The sequence below is a fragment of the Pseudomonas brassicacearum genome (genome assembly GCF_003732265.1).
Classification (GTDB): Bacteria; Pseudomonadota; Gammaproteobacteria; order Pseudomonadales; family Pseudomonadaceae; genus Aquipseudomonas; species Aquipseudomonas brassicacearum_D.
Window position 1 is genome coordinate 227,767 of sequence record NZ_MOBK01000005.1, and the last position, 22,250, is coordinate 250,016.

Below are 22,250 nucleotides of genomic sequence, written 5' to 3' on the forward strand. Positions count from 1 at the left end.
GCTCAATGACAGTCCGCTATCGCGAGCAGGCTCACTCCTACAGTGTTTTGCGCTGGGTTCGGGTCAATAGTGATACCACTTCACTTCAAGCATCACTTCGTTCTCGGGGGTGGCGAGGTGGCTGAAGTCGCGCTGGGCGCTCAGGCGCAGGCCCAGGTTGCGCGACAGTTCCCATTGCTGATTCAGACTGATGTTGCGGCGCACTTCGCCATTGGTGAAGAAGTCGCCCTTGGTCTCCAGGCTGAAATTACCCAGCGGGTTTTTCCATAGCACACCGGTGTTGAAACCCGCCGCCGGGGCGATGAATTCGGCGAAGTCATTGTTGTGCTCGACGCGCACCGTGCCCAGCGCAAAACCGAGCATGTCCTCGCCCAGTTGCCAGGTGCCGCCCCCACCGCCATTGACGTGGCTGACCAGGGTTTCGTCGTCATGCTTGCCCGGCACCCGCTCCAGGCCGCCCGTTACCTGCCACGACAGCGGTTGCAGCAGCTCGTTGCGCGGGGTCAGGGAGCGAATCGTCGCCAGATCCAGCTGCTGGAATTGCCAGTGATTGCCTTCGTACTGGCGCAGTTTCATTTGCAGGATTTCAATCTGGGCGCCGAGCGGGAAACTCTCAGCGTTATCGTTGAGATCGTGATAGGCCATGCGCAAGCCGTACTCGCCAAACGCCTTGTCACCGCGGGTGCCGAGGCCGGCCTGCCAAGTGCGGGATTCATGGCCGTCCTCGGGCAGTCCGGGTTGCGGGATGTCCAGTTCCGGTGCCGGGTTCTGGTTGATCGCCCGCAGCAGTTCGAAACTGCGCTGAGCCCGAGCCGGGTCACGTTCCTGGCCATTGGCGCGGTAGCGCTCAAGACGATAGGCCGCATCGATGATCAGCGCCTGGCGAGCCTTGGGTTGCGCCTTGAACGCAGGTTCCTGTAGCTGCTTCTGATCGGCGCTGACTTTCAGCACCCATTGCTGTTCTTCAGGGTTCAACGGCTCGGCACGACTCAACAACTCACGCTCGCGCGACGGGCGATATTGAATGGATTGCACCAGACCGGCTTCCTTCACGGCTTTGACGGTGTCGGTCGGAATCGCAGTCAGCGGGAATTGCTCGGTCAGTCGCAGGCTGGGTCGAGCCACTTGCAGCAATTCCAGAAGGCGGTAGGAGCAGTTTTCGTCGAAGAAAAAATAGTCGAACTTGATCTGCTTCAGCTCCCAGACGTGCTCGACCATACGTGCAGTTTCTTCCTGCGTCAGGTTCAGCCGGTATTCCCACAAGTCACGGTTCTCGAGGCTGCGGTATTCCGAGAGTTTTTCCTGGTAGGGCACCAGTGCGAACAGTCCTGGATAGCCACCCATCAAGCCTTTCCAGGCATAGAGGATGCTGTTGTCCGAACCTTCGATGTAGGCGCCGAAGTTGATCGCGTAACTGAGCAGGGCCGTGTGGTCGCTCTGTACATCGGCCTGGTCGATGCGCAGCAACGTGTGGCCGAACATCGATGACGGACTGTTCAAATACGCCGCCGGGAAAATCATCACCGCACTGTGGGGCGAGACGTCCTTGAACCATTGCTTGAATTCGCTGCAGTCCAGTGTCGGCAGATCGCTCAGGTTGAGCTGTGCTTTCAGCCAGCGGGTACGGGCCGGGTAAACGCATTGGGCGTGGTGCTCGCCGGCACTGGCCGGGGCGTACAACGCTTGCACTGTGGCGGCCAATTCGTGGTCGGGGTGCTCGTTGCCGTCGGGCGCGAGGAAGAATTTCTTGTCGCTGACATAGCTGCGCCAGCCGCCGAGCTTGGCGGTTTCGTAGTGGCCCAGGGAAATCCAGAAGGGGTCGTTGGCCAGTTGCTGCAAACGTTGAGGGTCGATGTGTGGCGCGGCGGACAGCGGGGCGCAGACACAGAGCGCCAGCCAGGCAAGGCGTTTGAGCATAGTGGGCAACTTAAGTCGAAAAAAACAAAGACCCAAGGAGGGACGGGTCAAAAAAATAAATCCGCTCCCCGAAAGGAGCGGGCGCTTCGAGCTTAAGCTTGAGTGGCGTACTTGGCCAGACGCGGATCGCTCTTCAGAACGGCCAGGGTGTTGGTATGCACGTCTTCAGCGGTCACGTCAGCCTTGCTGAAGATTTGCTGGAAGTGCTCGTGAGTGACGGCGGCGAAATGCGCACGGTCTTCCGGCGCCACGCCCAGTACCACGGCGTAAGTGGTCAGCGCTTCGCCCTGACCTTTGGCCATGTCTTCGGAGAGCTCGTTCATCATGCCATTCATGGCAAACCAGGATTTGCCGCCGTAGGTCAGCGACGCATTCGTTGCGCAGCCGTTGGTGCCGGAGGTCATACCGAAGGTTGCGTTGCCGGAGGTGCCGTTGGTGGTGGAGGCCATGAAGTGAGCCGGGGTGCCACGCTGACCTTCGAACAGCATGTTGCCCCAACCGCAATCCGGCCCGCCTGGGGCTTGCGCCATGGCGTTGAGGGATACAACGGTGAAGAGAGTACCGAGAAGAATCCGTTTCATAGCTATGTTCTCTTAGTGTGCATACCGATGGACAAGGGGTTTTGGCCCGTGTCGGCGCCAATTGGGCCGGTTATTAGTCCAGCCGCGCAGTTTGGAGTTTAGGCACGATCACGGGGTTCCGTGATTTTTTGCAAAACATTTGCCGAAATCATTGATTTGGCCCCGGCCCACTGGGGGATGGCTGTTTGTCTATGCTTTGGCAGGAGGCGCGCCTTGCAAGTGGGGTGTGGGCAGCGCCAGAATGCCGCTATCTGCCCCGCCTGATGTAAGGAAGCCCGATGCCTGATCCTGTTGCTGCCAGCTTGCGTCTAGCGCCCGAAGCGCTGACCCGTCCGTTTTCCGCTGAACAGTTCAGCTTCTCTACCACCAATGATCTGGAGCCCTTCCGCGGTGTGCTTGGCCAGGAACGTGCGGTCGAAGCCTTGCAGTTCGGTGTGGCCATGCCACGCCCCGGTTACAACGTGTTCGTCATGGGTGAGCCTGGCACCGGCCGGTTCTCGTTCGTCAAACGCTACCTGAAAGCCGAAGGCAAGCGCCTGCAGACCCCGGCGGACTGGGTCTACGTCAACAATTTCGATGAACCGCGCGAGCCGCGCGCCCTGGAACTGCCGTCGGGCACCGCCGGTGCCTTCATCGGCGACATAAACGGCTTGATCGATAACCTGCTGGCGACCTTTCCGGCGGTGTTTGAACACCCGTCCTACCAGCAGAAGAAAAGCGCTATCGACCGCGCCTTCAATCAGCGCTACGACAAGGCGCTGGACGTCATCGAGCGCCTGGCTCTTGAGAAAGAAGTCGCGCTTTATCGCGACGCCAGCAACATCGCGTTTACCCCGATGAGCGAAGGCAAGGCGCTGGATGAGGCGGAGTTCGCCCAGTTGCCGGAAGCCGATCGCGAGCGATTCCACGAGGATATTTCCGGCCTGGAAGAGCGTCTGAACGAGGAACTCGCCAGCCTGCCGCAATGGAAGCGTGAGTCGAGCAATCAACTGCGCCACCTCAACGAAGAAACCATCACCCTGGCCTTGCAGCCACTGTTGTCGCCGTTGTCGGAGAAGTACGCCGAGAACGCAGCCGTTTGCGGTTACCTGCAAGCGATGCAGGTTTACCTGTTGAAGACCGTGGTCGAGCAACTGGTGGACGACAGCAAGACCGACGCCATTGCCCGCAAACTGCTGGAAGAGCAATACGCGCCGAGCCTGGTGGTCGGGCATACGGCCAGCGGCGGTGCGCCGGTGGTGTTCGAACCCCACCCGACGTACGAAAACCTGTTTGGCCGCATCGAATACAGCACCGATCAGGGCGCGATGTACACGACCTATCGGCAACTGCGACCGGGCGCCTTGCACCGGGCCAATGGCGGCTTCCTGATCCTTGAAGCGGAAAAAATGCTCAGTGAGCCGTTCGTCTGGGATGCGCTCAAGCGCGCCCTGCAGTCGCGCAAGCTGAAAATGGAATCGCCGTTGGGTGAGCTGGGTCGACTGGCCACCGTGACCCTGACGCCGCAACACATTCCGTTGGCGGTCAAAGTCATCATCATTGGTGCCCGTCAGCTGTATTACACGCTGCAAGACCTTGATCCGGACTTCCAGGAGATGTTCCGCGTCTTGGTGGACTTCGATGAAGACATCCCGATGGTCGACGAGAGCCTGGAGCAGTTCGCCCAGTTGCTCAAAACCCGCACCTCTGAAGAAGGGATGGCGCCGTTGACGGCAGATGCCGTCGCACGTCTGGCCACATACAGCGCGCGTCTGGCTGAACACCAAGGGCGTTTGTCGGCGCGCATCGGCGATCTGTTCCAGCTGGTCAGCGAGGCGGATTTCATTCGCCACCTGGCGGGCGACGAAATGACCGACGCCGGGCACATCGAGCGTGCGCTCAAGGCCAAGGCCACCCGTACCGGGCGCGTCTCGGCGCGGATTCTCGATGACATGCTGGCCGGAATCATCCTGATTGATACCGATGGCGCGGCGGTCGGCAAGTGCAACGGCCTGACGGTGCTGGAAGTCGGTGACTCGGCTTTCGGTGTGCCGGCGCGGATTTCTGCCACGGTTTATCCGGGCGGCAGCGGCATCGTCGACATCGAGCGCGAGGTCAACCTCGGGCAGCCGATTCACTCCAAAGGCGTGATGATCCTCACCGGGTATCTGGGCAGTCGTTACGCCCAGGAATTCCCGCTGGCGATTTCCGCGAGCATCGCCCTGGAGCAATCCTACGGTTATGTCGATGGCGACAGTGCGTCGTTGGGAGAGGCTTGTACGTTGATTTCGGCGTTGTCGAAAACTCCGCTCAAGCAGTGCTTTGCGATCACCGGTTCGATCAACCAGTTCGGCGAAGTGCAGGCCGTGGGCGGGGTCAACGAGAAGATCGAAGGCTTCTTCCGCCTCTGCGAAGCGCGCGGGCTGACCGGCAAGCAAGGTGCGATCATTCCGCACGCGAACGTTGCCACCTTGATGCTCGACGAGAAGGTGCTGGCTGCCGTGCGCGCAGGGCAGTTCCATGTTTACGCGGTGCGTCAGGCGGACGAGGCGCTGAGCCTGTTGGTCGGCGAGCCGGCGGGTGCGCCGGATGAGAATGGCGAATTCCCTGAAGGCAGCGTCAATGCGCGGGTGGTGGAGCGCCTGCGGGTGATCGCGGAAATGATCAGCGAGGAAGACCTCAAGGAAGCCGAGAAAGAAGCGGCGCAGGAAGCGTTGGTCGAGGCCAAGCCTGCCTGATGCATTCCTGAGGTCACCTCGACCCACTGTGGGAGCGGGCTTGCTCGCGAATACGGTTCTTCATTCAACAGGTAAGTTGACTGACACACCGCTTTCGCGAGCAAGCCCGCTCCCACATTTCGTTCGGCGTTGCATTCAAAAAGTGCCATCACTCTGGCGTCAATATTCACACTATGACCATTCGGCGCCTTCTGGTCTCGCCTGGCGTGCGGGCCAGACTTTTCTTCTATTCTCTGGTTCAAGGATATCGACAGCCATCACAGGATCGAAACAGCCTTCCCACGGGGGCTGAATACCGGATCTACCGAGGGTCGCCGCCATGTCGCGCAACCTCTGCCTCACCCGTCAATGCCTGGGCCTAGTGACCCGTATCGAGTGTGCCATCCGTCCTTTGGCGGGAGATACGGGCATGTGGACCTTGCTCTTCGCCGCCGGAATGGCTGGCGAGCAACCTTCAGCCATCAAGGCACAAGGCCCGTTTCATGGCCCTTTCGTGGCTGAATCAATTCTCGATACCATCGTTGAAAGCCTGACGCTGCACGGCTACGAACTGGCCGATGATCCACAAATCTGGTGCCTGCACCTGCAAGCGCAACTGCGGGAAATCAACGGCGGCCGTTGCCGCAATCTGGGTGGCTTCGAGCATTGATGGATTATTGATCGAGTTGGCTCAGATCAGCCTTGGCCAGTTTGACCTCGAAGCCATATTGCACAGTGGTGAGGTCGGTTCGCTGATAACTTTCCAGACGTGTGGGCTGGCCATAGAAGTAATGCACGTCAAATAACGCCGGCCCGTCGGCGCTGGCGTCATGGGTGACCGCAAGGATCTCCTTCAGGTAGTTCCCGCTGTTGTCCTTGGCGAAAAAACGCCAGTCCTGCGCAGGAAACAGTTTCGCATCCACTACCAGCGCATTGCCTTTGAGCTCAAGCCCCTTGGGCAATTTCTGTGCGTCGAGCGTTTGCTTGTCGACCGTGGCCAGGAACAGCGGCATGGAGCCCACGGCGAACGCCGGCGTTTGCGGAAACAGGTTCAGGTCATAGGTGATCGTGCCGCGCAAGGGGTCGACCTGATAGGCCTCCGGTGGCAGTTCGATCGGCTCATCGCGCTTGCCATTGCTGTCCGCGGTAAAGAAACTGACCGGGCTATCGCCGGGGCTGAATGACGTGCCGAGCAACTCGTCGTTGAAGCTTCTGGGGTGATCGAATTCGATGCGCGCGGCGCTCGGGTCCTCCACCGACTGATTGACGTTGATGCTTTTTTTCAGCTGTTCCTCACTCAGTGTCGCGCCCTTGAGCCAGATGGGCGTCTGATCGTCATACACCACCACCGGCAAGGTCAGCGGCTGCACGGCTTTTTCCGTGGTGTGTGGGTCGAAGCGACGTACCGGCAAGTTCAAGTCCTTGCGTGTGACGGTTGCGGTCGAGAAATCCAGCAGGCTGACTTCAAGGGTCTCGATCGGCCCGTTGAAGTACACCTTGGAATAATGCTGGCCCTGCTGCTGCTCGAACGTACGCTGTTCGTCATTGAGCTGTTTTTCGAACGCCTCGCTCCAGGTTTTCTGTTGCTGCATTTTCGCCAATTGTTTTTGGTAGAAGGCAATTTGCGTGGCGGTTTCATTGATCGAACCGGAGCGCGAGAGAAATTGCCCGGTGCTGTCCTTGGCCTGGACGATCAATGGGTTCAACGGAGTTTCACCGACCTCAGGGGCTTCTGGTGCGCTGTTGTTGTACTCGATTTCGGCGTAGTTCTTTCCAAGGTTCAACAGGGTGACGCTGAGGTTGTCGTTGGTGCGGGTCTGGCCGACGTCCTTTTTGGTCAAGTCGAAGCTGTAGAGCCGGCGGGGCGCGATCACTTCAACTTTGCCTTGCAGGCTCACCGGTTGCGGCTGGTTCTTCTTGTCGACATCCAGGCCGTCGATGAAAGGGTAGGTCACCGTCAGGTCGTCGGGATTGGTCAGGTTGGAACTCGACGGGCTGAGCTGAATACCGGGATCGGTTTCCGACCATTCGGGCTGGAAGGGGATGACGCGTTTATTGCTCAGCGTCACCGATTGCCATTCCAGGCCATGGGGGAAAAGGAACGCCGCTGGAATATTGAAGTTGAACGGGAATACCGGTTGCAGGTCGGTCAGGTAATCGGAGCTGGAATCCTTGTGCAATACGAACAGGCCGTTGATGTAGGTGTCGACCAGGACTTGGGGCGTCGGGTAGTGCTTGAGCACGGCGAGAGCGTCTTCGCCGTATTCGGTGTCCACCGGTTTGCTGTCGAGCTTGAGTTGCGCACGTTCGAGCAACAGCAGTGAGCCGCCGAGCTCGGAGACGGCGTCCTTGAGTTTTGGGTCCTGGATCTGATCCAGCGATTGTTCGAACTGCGCGGTTTTTTCCTCGAGGCTGACCTGATGCTTGTCCTCGCTTGGCGAGCAGCCGCTCATCAGCAACGTCAGGCAAATGCCGGCACTCGTTAAAGGCAATCGCACATCCATTTTCCAGTCTTCCTGTCCGATGTCGCTGAGCGGTCAATAGCTTGGACACTAGCAGAAAAAATTTGGGACACGCGCGCAGGTGGCGGATTTTTCAATGGTTTCTGGGTGTAACAGCGGGCTGATATACTCGCGGCCATTTCCAGTCCTGTGTGAGATTCAATGGAACGCTTTATCGAAAATGCAATGTACGCCTCCCGCTGGCTGCTGGCGCCGATCTATTTCGGGTTGTCGCTTGGGCTCTTGGCGCTGGCGCTGAAGTTCTTCCAGGAAGTTTTCCACGTTATCCCCAACGTGTTCTCGATGGCGGAATCGGACTTGATCCTGGTGCTGCTGTCGCTGATCGACATGGCGCTGGTGGGCGGTTTGCTGGTGATGGTGATGATTTCCGGATACGAGAACTTCGTTTCTGAACTGGACATCGATGACCACAAGGAAAAGCTCAACTGGCTGGGCACCATGGATTCATCTTCCCTGAAGATGAAAGTGGCCGCTTCCATCGTGGCGATTTCCTCTATCCACCTGCTGCGGATCTTCATGGACGCCAAGAACGTCGATCCCGAGCATTTGAAGTGGTACGTGATCATCCACATGACGTTCGTCGTGTCGGCCTTCGCCATGGGCTACCTGGACAAACTGACCAAGCACTGATTTCCACAAGGGGAGATGGTTGAACCGGACGGGCGGTGGCGTTGCTGGCTTGTGCTTTGATGCGCCGGGGCCTATCCCTGTAAGTAGTCTTGGCTCGCCATTGTCTGAGGTGCCTTCATGAACCTTGTTGAACTACGCGCTTATGCCATCGCAGGGAAAATCGATGAGTTGAACCTGATCTCCATGGAAGGCGGGATCTATCTGCTGGAGGCGCGCATGCATGGTGCCGCGTATCCCTTGAGCGATGTCCACGACCATATGTTCCACGTGCGCTCGGTCGAGCATGCTCGTCAAGTGCTGCATGACTTCCCGTCCTTACCCTTCAATCTCGTTCACGCCTCGGTTCATGATGAAATGTGCGGGCTGGGTGCTAGCGTCGGGGAAAGCCTGAAGGTGCCTATCGCCTTCCGCTCCTCCTGGCATCACTGACAGCCCTCATCAGGACGATGTCATCTGTGCTAGTCTGCTGGCCCTTTTGGTTCCGGGCGCTCCGGGACGCGCTGTGCACGCACGGCAAGTTCCCGGGCCGTCCGCACAGCGGAGCAGTGTCATGTCCGAAGTAAATCTGTCCACCGACGAAACCCGCGTCAGCTACGGTATTGGCCGTCAGCTGGGCGACCAACTGCGCGACAACCCGCCACCGGGCGTTAGCCTGGACGCGATCCTGGCCGGTCTGACCGATGCCTTCGCCGGCAAGGAAAGCCGTGTTGGCCAGGAAGAAATGTCCGCGAGCTTCAAGGTGATTCGCGAAATCATGCAAGCCGAAGCAGCTGCCAAAGCTGAAGCGGCTGCTGGCGAAGGCCTGGCTTTCCTGGCTGAAAACGCCAAGCGTGAAGGCATCACCACTCTGGCTTCCGGCCTGCAATTCGAAGTGCTGACTGCCGGTGAAGGCGCCAAGCCGACCCGTGAAGATCAAGTACGTACTCACTACCACGGCACCCTGATCGACGGCACTGTGTTCGACAGCTCCTACGAGCGCGGCCAGCCTGCAGAATTCCCGGTTGGCGGCGTGATCGCTGGCTGGACCGAAGCCCTGCAACTGATGAATGCCGGCAGCAAATGGCGTCTGTACGTGCCGAGCGAACTGGCTTACGGCGCTCAAGGCGTTGGCAGCATTCCGCCGCACAGCGTACTGGTGTTCGACGTCGAACTGCTCGACGTTCTGTAAGACCCGGATGTTGGAACGAGCTCGGTAAATGTGGGAGCGGGCTTGCTCGCGAAGGCGGTCTGACAGTCAGCGATGATGTTGAATGTTATGGACTCTTCGCGAGCAAGCCCGCTCCCACAGGGCTCGTTCCGACATCTTGCGTGTGATCTTCATATTTCGATCTTGTGGTGCACTTCACTCGACGGGCGCAACGCCCGGGCATAGCAGAACAGAAACAGATTACGCACCAGTTCCTTGAGCACCACCGGCTCGCTGGAACTCAGGCCGTTGACGTCCAGATCCCCCTGATCCTGCAGCTCGTTCAAGGCTTCTTCTTCAAGCACCGCACAGACTTCCCCGGTTTCCCGATGCAGAATCCTGAGGTAAGGGTGTGGGCGATCCAGCCAGGCATCGATCAAATAAGTCATGTCTCATCTCCATTGATTTGGGTTTCAATGAGAATAATTCTTATTCATCAAATAGCAAGGGCCTATTGGCGGTTTGCGCTTTTTTCCGGGTAAAGGTTGCGTAAGGTCAATTCGGCTAGCGTTTGGCTATTGCGCGTGCAGGCGGGTTGAAGCGGGGGAGGGCGAAACACCATCCCACGCATGGCGCGGGATGGAATACAGCGGAATCAGACTTTTCTGACGAACTCGGATTTGAGCTTCATTGGGCCGATGCCGTCGATCTTGCAGTCGATGTCGTGGTCGCCATCGCACAGGCGGATGTTCTTGACCTTGGTGCCGACCTTGACCACCAGCGACGTGCCCTTGACCTTGAGGTCCTTGATCACGGTGATGGTATCGCCGTCCTGCAGGACATTGCCGACCGAATCCTTTTTCACGGTGTCATCGGATGCCACATCGGCTTCGCCGCTGGCGGACCATTCGTGCGCGCACTCGGGGCAGATCAGCTGAGCGCCGTCTTCATAGGTGTATTCGGAATTGCATTTTGGGCAGGGTGGCAACGTGCTCACTAAAGCTCCTTGGATTCAGGATCGCTAAAAAGCGCACATTATATAGGGTTTTAGGCGGGAGAGGGCTGGACGCTGATAAACCTGTGGGAGGGGCCCTCCCACAGGGTATTGCGGTGCAGTTAGTGCGTGCGGGCTACCGCAAACTCACTCAACTCAACCAATGCATCGCGGTACTCACTGGCAGGCAGTGCGTCGAGGCATTTGATCGCACGGGCCACGTAATCACGGGCCAGATTCGCGGTGTAGTCCAGCGAACCGGAGGCTTCTACCGCTTCGCGAATGCTTTCCAGGTCCTCGATGCCGCCTTTCTGGATCGCCTTGCGCACCAGGGCTGCCTGTTCCGGCGTGCCTTCGCGCATGGTGTAGATCAACGGCAGGGTCGGCTTGCCTTCGGCCAGATCGTCGCCGACGTTCTTGCCCAGGGTTTCCGCGTCGCCTTTGTAATCCAGCAGGTCGTCGACCAGTTGGAAGGCCACGCCCAGGTGGTCGCCAAAGGTGCGCAGGGCTTCGGCCTGTTCCGCTGTGGCCTCGCAGAGCGCGGCAGCACTGTGGGTCGAAGCCTCGAAGAGCATCGCGGTCTTGCCGCGGATGACTTCCATGTAGGTTTCTTCGGTGGTGCTGGCGTCACGGACCTTCGACAGCTGCAAGACTTCGCCTTCGGCAATGATGCGGGTCGCTTGCGAAAGGATCTTCATCACCGGCATGGAGCCCAGTTCGACCATCATTTCGAAGGAACGCGAATACAGGAAGTCGCCGACCAGCACGCTCGGTGCGTTGCCCCACATGGCGTTGGCGGTCGAGCGGCCACGGCGCATACCGGACATGTCGACCACATCGTCGTGCAGCAGGGTGGCGGTGTGCAGGAACTCGATGGTCGCGGCCAGCAGGCGCAGGTCGTCGCCTTCGCGGCCCAGCGCCTTGCCACACAGCAACACTAATAAAGGACGCAGGCGTTTACCGCCAGCCGAGGTAATGTAATCGCCGATTTTCGATACCAGCGGCACTCGGGAAGTCAGCTGCTTCTTGATGATGCCGTCGACGGCGCTAAAATCGTCCGCCACCGCGCGGTAGAAAGCTTGGGGTTGCATCAGCGACAGTTGCTCCAGAAGGGTTGCGCGGCATGCTAGGACCCACGTCGGCGGGTGTCAAGGCGCGATGGACGGCCTCTTGCATCACTCCGGCAGCTTGCGTACAATCGCGCACCCTGAACTTCCTGGGCAGCACCTGCCTTACGCAATTGCAAACCGGCCTTCCAGCCCTATGCAGCCATGCCAGCCAATACCTCTTCTTATAAAGAGCTGGGTGAGCAGGATTATCGGAGAAATACCATGTCGTACGCAGTAATTGTTACTGGTGGCAAGCAATACAAGGTCGCCCCAGGTGAATACCTGAAGATCGAAAAACTGGAAATCGCTACCGGCGAATCCGTTACTTTTGATCGCGTTCTGTTGGTCGCCAATGGCGATGACGTGAACATCGGCGCTCCAGTTGTTGCTGGCGCTACCGTTGTGGCTGAAGTGATCTCCCAAGGTCGTCACGATAAAGTCCGCATCATCAAGTTCCGTCGTCGTAAGCACCACATGAAGCGTATGGGCCACCGCCAGTGGTACACCGAGATCAAAATCACCGGTATTCAGGCTTAATTTCAGCCTAATTCCTCACTAGGAGAATTGACTCATGGCACACAAAAAAGCTGGTGGTAGTACCCGTAACGGTCGCGACTCGGAAGCCAAACGCCTTGGCGTGAAGATGTATGGCGGCCAGGTTATCATTCCGGGCAACATCATCGTGCGTCAGCGCGGCACCCAATTCCACGCCGGTTACGGTGTTGGCATGGGTAAAGATCACACTCTGTTCGCTAAAATCGACGGCGTGATCAAGTTTGAAGTAAAAGGCGCTTTCAATCGCCGTTACGTAAGCATTGTCCCGAAGACTGACGTCGTCGCGGCATAATTACGTGGTTGCTGGAAAAGCCCTGTCTTGCGACGGGGCTTTTTCGTTTGTGGGGTGAGTCTCTTGCAAAGCTGTTTGTGATGGGCTCCAGCGCAGGTTTTTGCGGTCGTTGATTGAGGTCGCTGCGCTCATTTTTGCAAGAGTCTTATGTCTAGATTTTTTCGGCTCGTCCGTATGGCGAGAGGCGTTTTGTTATGAAGTTTGTTGATGAAGTATCGATTCGAGTAAAGGCCGGCGACGGCGGCAACGGTTGCATGAGCTTCCGTCGCGAGAAATTCATTGAAAACGGCGGCCCGAACGGCGGTGACGGTGGTGATGGCGGCTCGGTCTACATGATCGCCGACGAAAACCTCAACACCCTGGTCGACTACCGTTACACCCGCCACTTCGACGCCGAGCGCGGTTCGAACGGCGGCAGCACCGACTGCACCGGCAAGAAAGGTGAAGAACTGGTACTGCGCGTACCGGTTGGCACCACCGTCATCGACGCGGCCACCCAAGAAGTGATCGGCGACCTGACCAAGGCCGGGCAGAAGCTGCTGGTGGCTCACGGCGGCTGGCACGGTCTGGGCAACACCCGTTTCAAATCCAGTACCAACCGCGCTCCGCGTCAGACCACTCCGGGTAAGCCGGGTGAGGCGCGTGACCTGAAACTGGAAATGAAAGTGCTGGCTGACGTCGGCCTGTTGGGCTTGCCGAACGCCGGTAAAAGTACCTTCATTCGCTCGGTATCGGCCGCCAAGCCGAAAGTCGCCGACTACCCGTTCACCACGTTGGTGCCGAACCTGGGTGTGGTCAGCGTCGATCGCTGGAAGAGCTTTGTGGTTGCGGATATTCCGGGCCTGATCGAAGGCGCTTCCGATGGTGCTGGCCTGGGGATTCGCTTCCTCAAGCACTTGTCGCGTACCCGTTTGCTGCTGCACTTGGTGGACATGGCGCCGCTGGATGACACCAGCGCACCGGACGCTGCTGAAGTAATCGTCAGCGAGCTGACCAAGTTCAGCCCGTCCCTGGCTGAGCGTGATCGTTGGTTGGTGCTGAACAAGTGCGACCAGATCCTTGAGGAAGAGCACGATGCTCGCGTCAAGGAAATCGTCGATCGCCTGGAGTGGACTGGTCCTGTCTATGTGATCTCGGCCATCTCCAAGCTCGGCACCGAGCGTCTGTGCCACGACATCATGCGTTACATGGAAGATCGTGCCGATCGACTGGCTGCCGACCCGGCCTACAAGGAAGAGCTGGCAGAACTCGATCAGCGCATCGAAGACGAAGCCCGTGCTCAGCTGCAGGCCCTGGATGACCAGCGTGCCCTGCGCCGCAGCGGCGTGAAGTCGGTCCACGACATCGGCGACGATGATTGGGACGAGGAAGATGTGGATGACGAAGACGGTCCGGAAATCATTTACGTGCGTGACTGATTCGTTGCAGTAAACTTAAGCGCCGCTCAATAGAGCGGCGTTTTAGTATCTGGAAATCGATCGTTGGTCAGTAATAGCCACGATTAACGTCATGGGCAGTGCCAGGTCGCGCTGTCCTCAAGCTAAGGTTGAAGATGATGCGGAGCAAGGTGACAGGTGCGCAGCGTTGGGTCGTGAAGATCGGCAGCGCTTTGCTGACAGCGGACGGCAAGGGCCTGGATCGCGCGGCAATGGGTGTCTGGGTCGAGCAGATGGTGGCTTTGCATGAAGCTGGCGTCGAGCTGGTGTTGGTGTCTTCCGGGGCCGTGGCCGCGGGCATGAGCCGCTTGGGCTGGACCGTACGACCCAGTGCGATGCACGAGCTGCAGGCCGCTGCCGCCATCGGTCAGATGGGCTTGGTGCAGGCCTGGGAGTCGAGCTTTGCCGAGCATGGCCGGCACACCGCGCAGATTCTCCTGACGCACGATGACTTGTCCGATCGCAAGCGCTACCTGAACGCCCGCAGCACCTTGCGCGCGCTGGTCGAGCTGAAAGTGATCCCGGTGATCAACGAAAACGACACCGTGGTGACCGACGAAATCCGTTTCGGCGACAACGACACGCTGGCGGCGCTGGTGGCCAACCTGGTCGAAGCTGATTTGCTGGTGATCCTCACGGATCGCGATGGCATGTTCGACGCGGATCCGCGCAACAACCCTGATGCCAGCCTGATTTACGAAGCGCGCGCTGATGATCCGGCGCTGGATGCGGTGGCGGGTGGCACTGGCGGTGCGTTGGGGCGTGGCGGTATGCAGACCAAATTGCGTGCTGCGCGTCTGGCAGCCCGTTCCGGGGCGCACACCATCATTGTTGGAGGGCGCATTGAGCGCGTGCTGGATCGCCTGAAGGCGGGTGAGCGCATCGGCACCTTGCTCTCGCCTGAGCGCGGCATGCTGGCGGCACGCAAGCAATGGCTGGCCGGGCACCTGCAAACCCGTGGCACGCTGGTGCTGGACGGTGGTGCGGTGAAAGCGCTGGCCCAGGACCATAAAAGTTTGCTGCCGGTGGGCGTCAAATTGGTCCAGGGCAGCTTCCGTCGCGGTGAAATGGTGGTGTGCGTGGCGCCGGACGGTCGCGAGATCGCTCGCGGCCTGGCCAACTACAGCGCGCTGGAAGCACAAAAAATCATCGGTCAGTCGTCTGAGGCGATTGTCGGTCTGTTGGGTTATATGGCTGAGCCGGAACTGGTTCACCGCGATAATCTGATTCTGGTCTGAAGGAATACCTGAATGCGTGTGACAAAAGGATTGTTGGGTCTGCTGCTGGCGATGCCGTTGCTGGCGTCGGCTGAGGAAATTGGCCAGGTGTCGACGGTGTTCAAGTTCGTCGGGCCGAACGACCGTATCGTCGTCGAGGCGTTTGATGATCCTAAGGTCGACGGCGTGACGTGCTACCTGTCGCGTGCCAAGACTGGTGGCGTGAAGGGTGGTTTGGGTCTGGCGGAAGATCGCGCTGAGGCCTCTATCGCTTGTCGTCAGGTCGGGCCTATCAGCTTCAAGGGTGAGCTGAAGGATGGTGACGAGGTGTTCAAGGAGCGCACGTCGCTGGTGTTCAAGACCATGCAGGTGGTGCGCTTCCTCGACAAAAAGCGCAATACGCTGGTGTACCTGGTCTATAGCGATCGCTTGATCGAAGGCAGCCCGCAGAATGCGGTGACGGCGATCCCGATCCTGCCATGGGCGCACGCTCAATAAGCTGACACAAATCGAAATGTGGGAGCGGGCTTGCTCGCGAAGGCGGTGTGTCAGGCGACATTAATGTCATCCGATACTCCCTCCTCGCGAGCAAGCCCGCTCCCACATTTTTTTGTGGTGCTTTTACTAAATCGCAGGCAATAAAAAACCGACCCTGAGGTCGGTTTTTTAACAAGCTTATCGCTTATGCGGCAACAGCAAGGTTCAGAGCCTTGACGTGACCGTTCAGGCGGCTCTTATGACGAGCAGCCTTGTTCTTGTGGATGATGCCTTTATCGGCCATACGGTCGATAACTGGCACGGCCAGAACGTAAGCAGCTTGAGCTTTAGCAGCGTCTTTTGCGTCGATGGCTTTAACTACATTCTTGATGTAGGTACGAACCATGGAACGCAGGCTGGCGTTGTGGCTGCGACGCTTCTCAGCCTGTTTTGCACGTTTTTTGGCGGAAGGTGTGTTGGCCACCGTCGAGCTCCTCGAAAGACTTTTTAGGAAATAGCAAACAAAATAGGCCGCGAATCATGCCGATGAGTTGATGTCTTGTCAAGGGCGGTTGAGACGTTCCGCTAAGTGGTAGGTATAAAGAGGCGGGATATTTATTTCCGGCGCTTGACCTGTAAACTCGCGAGCTTTGGCTCTGTGCTGCTGCGGCGCGGAGTATCGCATAAGTAGGCGCTTTGTTCGCCTGCTGTTTATCGACAGGCACAAACTCTTTCAATGAATCTGCTCAAATCGTTGGCCGCCGTCAGCTCTATCACGATGATTTCCCGGGTTTTGGGGTTTGTTCGTGACACGCTGATCGCACGTACATTTGGTGCCGGGATGGCGACGGACGCCTTCTTTATCGCCTTCAAATTACCCAATCTGTTGCGGCGCATCTTCGCCGAGGGGGCATTTTCCCAGGCCTTCGTGCCGATTCTGGCCGAATACAAAAGCCAGAAGGGCGAGGAGGCGACGCGAACATTCATTGCTTATGTCTCGGGTCTGCTGACACTGGTGCTGGCGCTGGTCACGGCATTGGGGATGATTGCAGCGCCCTGGGTGATCTGGGCAACCGCGCCGGGTTTTACCGATACGCCGGAAAAATTCGAGCTGACCTCCAGCCTGTTGCGGGTGACCTTTCCCTACATATTGCTGATTTCCCTGTCGTCCCTGGCCGGTGCGATCCTCAATACTTACAACCGTTTTTCGGTGCCGGCGTTCGTGCCGACCCTGCTCAACGTCAGCATGATCGTGTTTTCGGTGTTCCTGACGCCGTACTTCGATCCGCCGGTCATGGCATTGGGGTGGGCGGTTCTGGTGGGTGGCCTGGCGCAATTGCTTTATCAGCTGCCGCACCTGAAAAAGATCGGCATGCTGGTGTTGCCGCGTCTGAACCTGCGTGACAGCGGTGTCTGGCGGGTCATGAAGCAGATGTTGCCAGCGATCCTTGGCGTATCGGTCAGCCAGATTTCCCTGATCATCAACACCATTTTCGCGTCCTTCCTGGTGGCAGGCTCCGTGTCCTGGATGTACTACGCCGACCGCCTGATGGAATTGCCGTCCGGCGTATTGGGCGTGGCGCTGGGCACGATTCTGTTGCCGACGCTGGCCAAAACCTACGCCAGCAAGGACCGTCACGAATATTCGCGCATCCTCGACTGGGGCCTGCGCCTGTGCTTCGTCCTGGTGTTGCCGTGTTCGCTGGCGCTGGGGATTCTGGCTGAGCCGCTGACCGTTTCGCTGTTCCAGTACGGCCAGTTCAGTGCCTTTGATGCATCGATGACCCAGCGCGCGTTGATCGCTTATTCCGTCGGTTTACTCGGAATTATCGTGATCAAAGTGCTGGCGCCGGGCTTTTATGCGCAACAAAACATCCGCACGCCGGTGAAAATCGCCATTTTCACCCTGGTGGTGACCCAGTTGTTCAACCTGATGCTGATCGGTCCTTTGGCCCACGCCGGCCTGGCCCTGGCCATCAGTGCCGGTGCCTGCATCAACGCCGGCCTGTTGTTCTATCAACTGCGCAAGCAGCAGATGTACCAGCCGCAGCCGGGCTGGGCGAAGTTCGGTGCCAAGCTCGTTATTGCCGTGCTGGTGATGTCCGCCGTATTGCTGGTGGGGATGCACTTCATGCCGGCATGGGATCAAGGGCATATGCTGGAGCGGTTCCTGCGCCTGGGTGCTTTGATCGCCGCCGGCATCGTCGCTTACTTCGGGATGTTGCTGCTGATGGGCTTCCGTTTGCGCGACTTCAATCGCAAGGCATTGAGTTGAGGTTGCGACCTCGATAAACACGGGCGAGCCGGTGGTTTTGTCGGCTCGATCACTTTGGTTACGGTGTTGCCTGTCGTCGGCCGCCGGGTGTGGTTATAATCGACCACTTTATGAGCAAGAAGCGCGTTATGCAGCTGGTTCGAGGCCTCCAAAATCTGCGCCCCCAGCATCGGGGCTGTGTCGCCACTATTGGCAACTTTGACGGTGTTCACCGTGGCCACCAGGCTATCCTGGCGAGGCTGCGTGAACGTGCGCTCGAGTTGGGCGTGCCGAGCTGCGTGGTGATTTTTGAGCCGCAGCCGCGAGAATTCTTCGCCCCGGACACGGCCCCAGCCCGTCTGGCCCGGCTGCGGGACAAACTGCAGCTGCTGGCCGACGAAGGTGTCGACCGCGTCCTGTGCCTGGCTTTCAACCAGCGACTGAGCAAGCTCAGCGCCAGCGAATTCGTCGATACCATTCTGGTGGACGGCCTTGGCGTGCAGCACCTGGAGGTCGGTGACGACTTCCGCTTCGGCTGTGACCGCGTCGGCGATTTCGATTTCCTGCAACAGGCCGGCGTCGTTCAGGGCTTTACCGTGGAAGCTGCGCAAACCGTCGAGCTGGACGGTATTCGCGTCAGCAGCACCCAGGTCCGCAATGCCCTGGCCGCTGCCGATTTTGTCCTGGCTGAACGCCTGCTCGGGCGACCGTTCCAGATTACCGGGCGGGTGCTGCATGGCCAGAAGCTGGCGCGCCAGTTGGGTACGCCCACGGCCAACATCCAACTCAAGCGCCGTCGCGTGCCGCTGACCGGGGTTTACCTGGTCAACGTCGACATCGACGGCAAGACCTGGCCAGGCGTCGCCAATATCGGCGTGCGGCCAACGGTCCAAGGTGATGGCAAAGCCCACCTCGAAGTGCATCTTTTAGATTTTGCCGGCGATCTGTATGACCGGCGTTTGACGGTGGTCTTCCACCACAAGCTGCGTGAAGAGCAGCGTTTCGCCTCTCTGGAGGCGCTTAAGACGGCGATCAATGCGGATGTCGCCGCCGCCCGTGCCCTGTCGCACCTAGCGCCAATCGCTAATGAAGAGCCTTAAATGACCGACTATAAAGCCACGCTAAACCTTCCGGACACCGCCTTCCCAATGAAGGCCGGCCTGCCTCAGCGCGAACCGCAGATTCTGCAGCGCTGGGACAGCATTGGCCTGTACGGTAAGTTGCGCGAGATTGGCAAGGATCGTCCGAAGTTTGTGCTTCACGACGGTCCTCCGTACGCCAACGGCACGATTCACATCGGTCATGCGTTGAACAAGATTCTCAAGGACATGATCATCCGCTCCAAGACCCTGTCGGGTTTCGACGCGCCTTATGTTCCGGGCTGGGACTGCCATGGCCTGCCGATCGAGCACAAAGTCGAAGTGACCCACGGCAAGAACCTGGGCGCGGACAAGACCCGCGAACTGTGCCGTGCCTACGCCACCGAGCAGATCGAAGGGCAAAAATCCGAATTCATCCGTCTGGGCGTGTTGGGCGACTTCGCCAATCCGTACAAGACCATGGACTTCAAGAACGAAGCCGGTGAAATCCGTGCCCTGGCGGAAATCGTCAAGGGCGGCTTCGTGTTCAAGGGCCTCAAACCTGTGAACTGGTGCTTCGACTGCGGTTCGGCCTTGGCTGAAGCGGAAGTCGAGTACGAGAACAAGAAGTCCTCGACCATCGACGTAGCGTTCCCGATTGCCGACGAAGCCAAACTGGCTGCCGCATTCGGTCTGCCGTCGCTGGCCAAGCCGGCTTCGATCGTGATCTGGACCACCACCCCGTGGACCATCCCGGCCAACCAGGCGCTGAACGTTCACCCGGAGTTCAACTACGCCCTGGTCGACGTCGGCGACAAACTGCTGGTACTGGCTGAAGAGCTGGTCGAGTCGTGCCTGGCCCGTTACAGCCTGCAAGGTTCGGTCATCGCGACCACCACCGGTAAAGAACTGGAGCTGATCAATTTCCGTCACCCGTTCTACGATCGCCTGTCGCCGGTTTACCTGGCCGAGTACGTTGAACTGGGCGCTGGCACCGGCGTGGTTCACTCCGCACCGGCCTACGGCGTGGACGACTTCGTGACCTGCAAGAAGTACGGCATGGTTAACGACGACATCCTCAATCCAGTGCAAAGCAACGGCGTTTACGCGACTTCGCTGGATTTTTTCGGTGGCCAGTTCATCTGGAAAGCCAACCCGGCCATCGTCGACAAACTGACTGAAGTCGGTGCGCTGCTGCACACCACCATCATCGAACACAGCTACATGCACTGCTGGCGTCACAAGACCCCGCTGATCTACCGCGCCACCGCGCAGTGGTTCATCGGCATGGACAAAGAGCCTGCGACCGGCGACACCCTGCGCAAGCGGGCGATCAAAGCCATCGAAGACACCAAGTTCGTTCCGGCCTGGGGCCAGGCGCGCCTGCACTCGATGATCGCCAACCGTCCGGACTGGTGCATCTCCCGTCAGCGCAACTGGGGTGTGCCGATCCCGTTCTTCCTGAACAAGGAAAGCGGCGAGTTGCACCCACGTACCGCTGAATTGATGGAAGAAGTCGCCAAGCGCGTCGAAGTCGAAGGCATCGAAGCCTGGTTCAAGATGGACGCCGCCGAGCTGCTCGGTGACGAAGCGCCGCAGTACGACAAGATCAGCGACACCCTGGACGTCTGGTTCGATTCGGGCACCACGCACTGGCACGTCCTGCGCGGTTCGCACCCGATGGGCCATGAAACCGGCCCACGCGCCGACCTGTACCTGGAAGGCTCGGACCAACACCGTGGCTGGTTCCACTCGTCGCTGCTGACCGGTTGCGCCATCGACAATCACGCGCCGTACCGCGAACTGCTGACCCACGGCTTCACCGTCGACGAGTCCGGTCGCAAGATGTCCAAGTCGCTGGGCAACGTGATTGCACCGCAAAAGGTCAACGACACCCTGGGCGCCGACATTATGCGTCTGTGGGTGGCTTCCACCGATTACTCGGGTGAAATGGCGGTGTCCGAGCAGATCCTGCAACGCAGTGCGGACGCCTACCGACGTATCCGTAACACCGCGCGCTTCCTGCTCTCGAACCTGACCGGTTTCAACCCGGCAACCGACATCCTGCCGGCCGAAGACATGCTGGCGCTGGACCGTTGGGCCGTGGACCGCACCCTGCTGCTGCAACGCGAGCTGCAAGAACACTACGGCGAATACCGCTTCTGGAACGTCTACTCCAAGATCCACAACTTCTGCGTGCAGGAACTGGGCGGTTTCTACCTCGACATCATCAAGGACCGTCAGTACACCACTGGCGCCAACAGCAAGGCCCGCCGTTCGGCGCAAACCGCGCTTTATCACATCTCCGAAGCGCTGGTGCGCTGGATCGCGCCGATCCTCGCGTTCACCGCGGACGAACTGTGGGAATACCTGCCGGGCGAGCGTAACGAGTCGGTAATGCTCAACACCTGGTACGAAGGTTTGACCGAGCTGCCGGAAGGCGTCGAGCTGGACCGCGCCTACTGGGAGCGGATCATGGCCGTCAAGGTAGCCGTCAACAAGGAAATGGAAATCCAGCGCGCGGCCAAGGCCGTCGGTGGCAACCTGCAAGCCGAAGTGACGCTGTTCGCCGAAGAAGCGCTGAGCGCCGACCTGGCCAAACTGAGCAACGAACTGCGCTTCGTGCTGATCACCTCGACTGCAACCGTTGCGCCATTTGTACAGGCACCGGCTGATGCCGTGATCACCGAAGTCAGCGGCTTGAAGCTGCAAGTGGTCAAGTCGAGTCACGCCAAGTGCGCCCGTTGCTGGCACTGCCGTGAAGACGTCGGCGTGAACCCGGAGCATCCGGAAATCTGCGGTCGTTGCGTCGACAACATCAGCGGCGCTGGCGAGGTTCGTCACTATGCCTAATGCCGTTGGCCGTTTCGGACGGCTGAGCTGGCTCTGGTTGAGTTTGCTGGTCCTGGTCATCGACCAGGCCAGCAAGTTCTACTTCGAAGGCAAGCTCCAGATGTATCAGCAAATCGTGGTGATCCCCGATTTGTTCAGCTGGACCCTGGCGTACAACACCGGTGCGGCGTTCAGCTTCCTGGCTGACAGTTCGGGCTGGCAGCGCTGGCTGTTCGCCCTGATCGCCGTGGTGGTCAGTGCGGTGCTGGTGGTATGGCTCAAGCGTCTAGGGCGCAACGAAACCTGGCTGGCCGTCGCCTTGGCGTTGGTGCTGGGTGGCGCGTTGGGCAATTTGTATGACCGCATTGCCTTGGGCCATGTGATCGATTTCATTCTGGTGCACTGGCAGAACCGCTGGTATTTCCCGGCGTTCAACTTTGCCGACAGCGCAATTACTGTCGGTGCGGTAATGCTGGCACTGGATATGTTCAAAAGTAAGAAGACCGGAGAAGCCGTTCATGACTGAACAGGTA

Annotated in this window: 21 protein-coding genes; 14 read left to right on the forward strand and 7 right to left on the reverse strand. The window is 58.9% G+C overall.

What is annotated here, in order from left to right; all coding sequences use genetic code 11:
• Positions 1 to 63: 63 nt before the first annotated feature.
• Positions 64 to 1,917 carry an Lnb N-terminal periplasmic domain-containing protein gene (locus BK660_RS12170; protein ID WP_123433503.1) on the reverse strand — a complete coding sequence of 618 codons (1,854 nt, stop codon included), beginning with the start codon at positions 1,915 to 1,917 and terminating at the stop codon, positions 64 to 66.
• A gap of 92 nt (positions 1,918 to 2,009) precedes the next feature.
• Entirely contained in the window at positions 2,010 to 2,498 is a 489-nt protein-coding gene (locus tag BK660_RS12175) for a DUF3015 domain-containing protein (protein ID WP_123433504.1), read from the reverse strand.
• 278 nt (positions 2,499 to 2,776) lie between these two features.
• Between BK660_RS12175 and BK660_RS12180 the strand changes: the two genes are divergently transcribed.
• Both BK660_RS12180 and BK660_RS12190 read left to right on the forward strand, forming a co-directional pair.
• Positions 2,777 to 5,215: a Lon protease family protein gene (locus tag BK660_RS12180; protein WP_123433505.1), complete on the forward strand. Its 2,439-nt coding sequence runs from the start codon at positions 2,777 to 2,779 to the stop codon at positions 5,213 to 5,215.
• 319 nt (positions 5,216 to 5,534) lie between these two features.
• The gene (locus BK660_RS12190; protein WP_027924208.1) at positions 5,535 to 5,864 is read left to right on the forward strand and encodes a PA4575 family protein; all 330 of its coding nucleotides are present in this window, start codon (positions 5,535 to 5,537) and stop codon (positions 5,862 to 5,864) included.
• A gap of 4 nt (positions 5,865 to 5,868) precedes the next feature.
• Here BK660_RS12190 and BK660_RS12195 read toward each other — a convergent pair whose 3' ends face one another.
• Positions 5,869 to 7,698 carry a hypothetical protein gene (locus BK660_RS12195; protein ID WP_123433506.1) on the reverse strand — a complete coding sequence of 610 codons (1,830 nt, stop codon included), beginning with the start codon at positions 7,696 to 7,698 and terminating at the stop codon, positions 5,869 to 5,871.
• Between the two features lie 159 nt (positions 7,699 to 7,857).
• On the opposite strand from BK660_RS12195, the gene BK660_RS12200 reads away from it, so the two are divergent.
• The 3 genes from BK660_RS12200 (at position 7,858) to BK660_RS12210 (ending at position 9,514) form a co-directional block, all read left to right on the forward strand.
• A complete protein-coding gene (locus BK660_RS12200) occupies positions 7,858 to 8,346 on the forward strand; it encodes a TIGR00645 family protein (protein ID WP_027924206.1) in 489 nt (162 codons plus the stop codon).
• Positions 8,347 to 8,463: 117 nt separating this feature from the next.
• Entirely contained in the window at positions 8,464 to 8,775 is a 312-nt protein-coding gene (locus tag BK660_RS12205) for a DUF6482 family protein (RefSeq protein ID WP_123433507.1), read from the forward strand.
• 121 nt (positions 8,776 to 8,896) lie between these two features.
• Positions 8,897 to 9,514 (forward strand): BamJ family beta-barrel-assembly machinery protein, encoded by a 618-nt coding sequence (locus BK660_RS12210; protein WP_027924204.1) that lies wholly within the window; start codon positions 8,897 to 8,899, stop codon positions 9,512 to 9,514.
• 149 nt (positions 9,515 to 9,663) lie between these two features.
• Here BK660_RS12210 and BK660_RS12215 read toward each other — a convergent pair whose 3' ends face one another.
• The 3 genes from BK660_RS12215 to BK660_RS12225 all read right to left on the reverse strand — a co-directional run bounded on the left by BK660_RS12215 (position 9,664) and on the right by BK660_RS12225 (position 11,557).
• Complete coding sequence (locus tag BK660_RS12215; protein WP_123433508.1) at positions 9,664 to 9,921, reverse strand: PA4570 family protein; 258 nt, start codon at positions 9,919 to 9,921, stop codon at positions 9,664 to 9,666.
• Positions 9,922 to 10,127: 206 nt separating this feature from the next.
• A complete protein-coding gene (locus BK660_RS12220) occupies positions 10,128 to 10,469 on the reverse strand; it encodes a zinc ribbon domain-containing protein YjdM (RefSeq protein WP_046028563.1) in 342 nt (113 codons plus the stop codon).
• 119 nt (positions 10,470 to 10,588) lie between these two features.
• Complete coding sequence (locus BK660_RS12225) at positions 10,589 to 11,557, reverse strand: polyprenyl synthetase family protein (protein WP_123433509.1); 969 nt, start codon at positions 11,555 to 11,557, stop codon at positions 10,589 to 10,591.
• 240 nt (positions 11,558 to 11,797) lie between these two features.
• Here BK660_RS12225 and rplU point away from each other — a divergent pair, with 240 nt between their 5' ends.
• The 5 genes from rplU (at position 11,798) to BK660_RS12250 (ending at position 15,573) form a co-directional block, all read left to right on the forward strand.
• Entirely contained in the window at positions 11,798 to 12,112 is a 315-nt protein-coding gene (gene rplU / locus BK660_RS12230) for a 50S ribosomal protein L21 (protein WP_003176051.1), read from the forward strand.
• A gap of 34 nt (positions 12,113 to 12,146) precedes the next feature.
• Positions 12,147 to 12,422: a 50S ribosomal protein L27 gene (gene rpmA / locus BK660_RS12235; protein WP_007943982.1), complete on the forward strand. Its 276-nt coding sequence runs from the start codon at positions 12,147 to 12,149 to the stop codon at positions 12,420 to 12,422.
• A 194-nt stretch (positions 12,423 to 12,616) separates the two neighbouring features.
• Positions 12,617 to 13,840 carry an Obg family GTPase CgtA gene (gene cgtA / locus BK660_RS12240; protein ID WP_027924200.1) on the forward strand — a complete coding sequence of 408 codons (1,224 nt, stop codon included), beginning with the start codon at positions 12,617 to 12,619 and terminating at the stop codon, positions 13,838 to 13,840.
• A gap of 137 nt (positions 13,841 to 13,977) precedes the next feature.
• Positions 13,978 to 15,096 (forward strand): glutamate 5-kinase, encoded by a 1,119-nt coding sequence (proB, locus tag BK660_RS12245; RefSeq protein WP_123433510.1) that lies wholly within the window; start codon positions 13,978 to 13,980, stop codon positions 15,094 to 15,096.
• Between the two features lie 12 nt (positions 15,097 to 15,108).
• The gene (locus BK660_RS12250; RefSeq protein WP_123433511.1) at positions 15,109 to 15,573 is read left to right on the forward strand and encodes a CreA family protein; all 465 of its coding nucleotides are present in this window, start codon (positions 15,109 to 15,111) and stop codon (positions 15,571 to 15,573) included.
• Positions 15,574 to 15,757: 184 nt separating this feature from the next.
• On the opposite strand, the gene rpsT is transcribed toward BK660_RS12250, so the two are convergent.
• Positions 15,758 to 16,036: a 30S ribosomal protein S20 gene (rpsT, locus tag BK660_RS12255; RefSeq protein WP_007942340.1), complete on the reverse strand. Its 279-nt coding sequence runs from the start codon at positions 16,034 to 16,036 to the stop codon at positions 15,758 to 15,760.
• Positions 16,037 to 16,288: 252 nt separating this feature from the next.
• On the opposite strand from rpsT, the gene murJ reads away from it, so the two are divergent.
• The 4 genes from murJ (at position 16,289) to lspA (ending at position 22,243) form a co-directional block, all read left to right on the forward strand.
• Positions 16,289 to 17,827, forward strand: a complete 1,539-nt coding sequence (gene murJ, locus BK660_RS12265; protein ID WP_027924198.1) for a murein biosynthesis integral membrane protein MurJ — start codon at positions 16,289 to 16,291, stop codon at positions 17,825 to 17,827.
• Positions 17,828 to 17,955: 128 nt separating this feature from the next.
• Complete coding sequence (ribF, locus tag BK660_RS12270; RefSeq protein ID WP_123433512.1) at positions 17,956 to 18,906, forward strand: bifunctional riboflavin kinase/FAD synthetase; 951 nt, start codon at positions 17,956 to 17,958, stop codon at positions 18,904 to 18,906.
• Entirely contained in the window at positions 18,907 to 21,738 is a 2,832-nt protein-coding gene (ileS, locus tag BK660_RS12275) for an isoleucine--tRNA ligase (RefSeq protein WP_123433513.1), read from the forward strand.
• A complete protein-coding gene (gene lspA / locus BK660_RS12280) occupies positions 21,731 to 22,243 on the forward strand; it encodes a signal peptidase II (RefSeq protein WP_123433514.1) in 513 nt (170 codons plus the stop codon). The genes ileS and lspA overlap by 8 nt, the downstream gene beginning before the upstream one ends.
• The last annotated feature ends 7 nt before the right edge of the window (positions 22,244 to 22,250 follow it).

What these genes read in the sequence shown, in the direction of transcription:
- BK660_RS12170 (WP_123433503.1), bottom strand. Translation starts at nt 1,917, where the DNA reads ATGCTCAAACGCCTTGCCTGGCTGGCGCTCTGTGTCTGCGCCCCGCTG.
- BK660_RS12175 (WP_123433504.1), bottom strand. Translation starts at nt 2,498, where the DNA reads ATGAAACGGATTCTTCTCGGTACTCTCTTCACCGTTGTATCCCTCAAC.
- BK660_RS12180 (WP_123433505.1), top strand. Translation starts at nt 2,777, where the DNA reads ATGCCTGATCCTGTTGCTGCCAGCTTGCGTCTAGCGCCCGAAGCGCTG.
- BK660_RS12190 (WP_027924208.1), top strand. Translation starts at nt 5,535, where the DNA reads ATGTCGCGCAACCTCTGCCTCACCCGTCAATGCCTGGGCCTAGTGACC.
- BK660_RS12195 (WP_123433506.1), bottom strand. Translation starts at nt 7,698, where the DNA reads ATGGATGTGCGATTGCCTTTAACGAGTGCCGGCATTTGCCTGACGTTG.
- BK660_RS12200 (WP_027924206.1), top strand. Translation starts at nt 7,858, where the DNA reads ATGGAACGCTTTATCGAAAATGCAATGTACGCCTCCCGCTGGCTGCTG.
- BK660_RS12205 (WP_123433507.1), top strand. Translation starts at nt 8,464, where the DNA reads ATGAACCTTGTTGAACTACGCGCTTATGCCATCGCAGGGAAAATCGAT.
- BK660_RS12210 (WP_027924204.1), top strand. Translation starts at nt 8,897, where the DNA reads ATGTCCGAAGTAAATCTGTCCACCGACGAAACCCGCGTCAGCTACGGT.
- BK660_RS12215 (WP_123433508.1), bottom strand. Translation starts at nt 9,921, where the DNA reads ATGACTTATTTGATCGATGCCTGGCTGGATCGCCCACACCCTTACCTC.
- BK660_RS12225 (WP_123433509.1), bottom strand. Translation starts at nt 11,557, where the DNA reads ATGCAACCCCAAGCTTTCTACCGCGCGGTGGCGGACGATTTTAGCGCC.
- rplU (WP_003176051.1), top strand. Translation starts at nt 11,798, where the DNA reads ATGTCGTACGCAGTAATTGTTACTGGTGGCAAGCAATACAAGGTCGCC.
- rpmA (WP_007943982.1), top strand. Translation starts at nt 12,147, where the DNA reads ATGGCACACAAAAAAGCTGGTGGTAGTACCCGTAACGGTCGCGACTCG.
- cgtA (WP_027924200.1), top strand. Translation starts at nt 12,617, where the DNA reads ATGAAGTTTGTTGATGAAGTATCGATTCGAGTAAAGGCCGGCGACGGC.
- proB (WP_123433510.1), top strand. Translation starts at nt 13,978, where the DNA reads ATGCGGAGCAAGGTGACAGGTGCGCAGCGTTGGGTCGTGAAGATCGGC.
- BK660_RS12250 (WP_123433511.1), top strand. Translation starts at nt 15,109, where the DNA reads ATGCGTGTGACAAAAGGATTGTTGGGTCTGCTGCTGGCGATGCCGTTG.
- murJ (WP_027924198.1), top strand. Translation starts at nt 16,289, where the DNA reads ATGAATCTGCTCAAATCGTTGGCCGCCGTCAGCTCTATCACGATGATT.
- ribF (WP_123433512.1), top strand. Translation starts at nt 17,956, where the DNA reads ATGCAGCTGGTTCGAGGCCTCCAAAATCTGCGCCCCCAGCATCGGGGC.
- ileS (WP_123433513.1), top strand. Translation starts at nt 18,907, where the DNA reads ATGACCGACTATAAAGCCACGCTAAACCTTCCGGACACCGCCTTCCCA.
- lspA (WP_123433514.1), top strand. Translation starts at nt 21,731, where the DNA reads ATGCCTAATGCCGTTGGCCGTTTCGGACGGCTGAGCTGGCTCTGGTTG.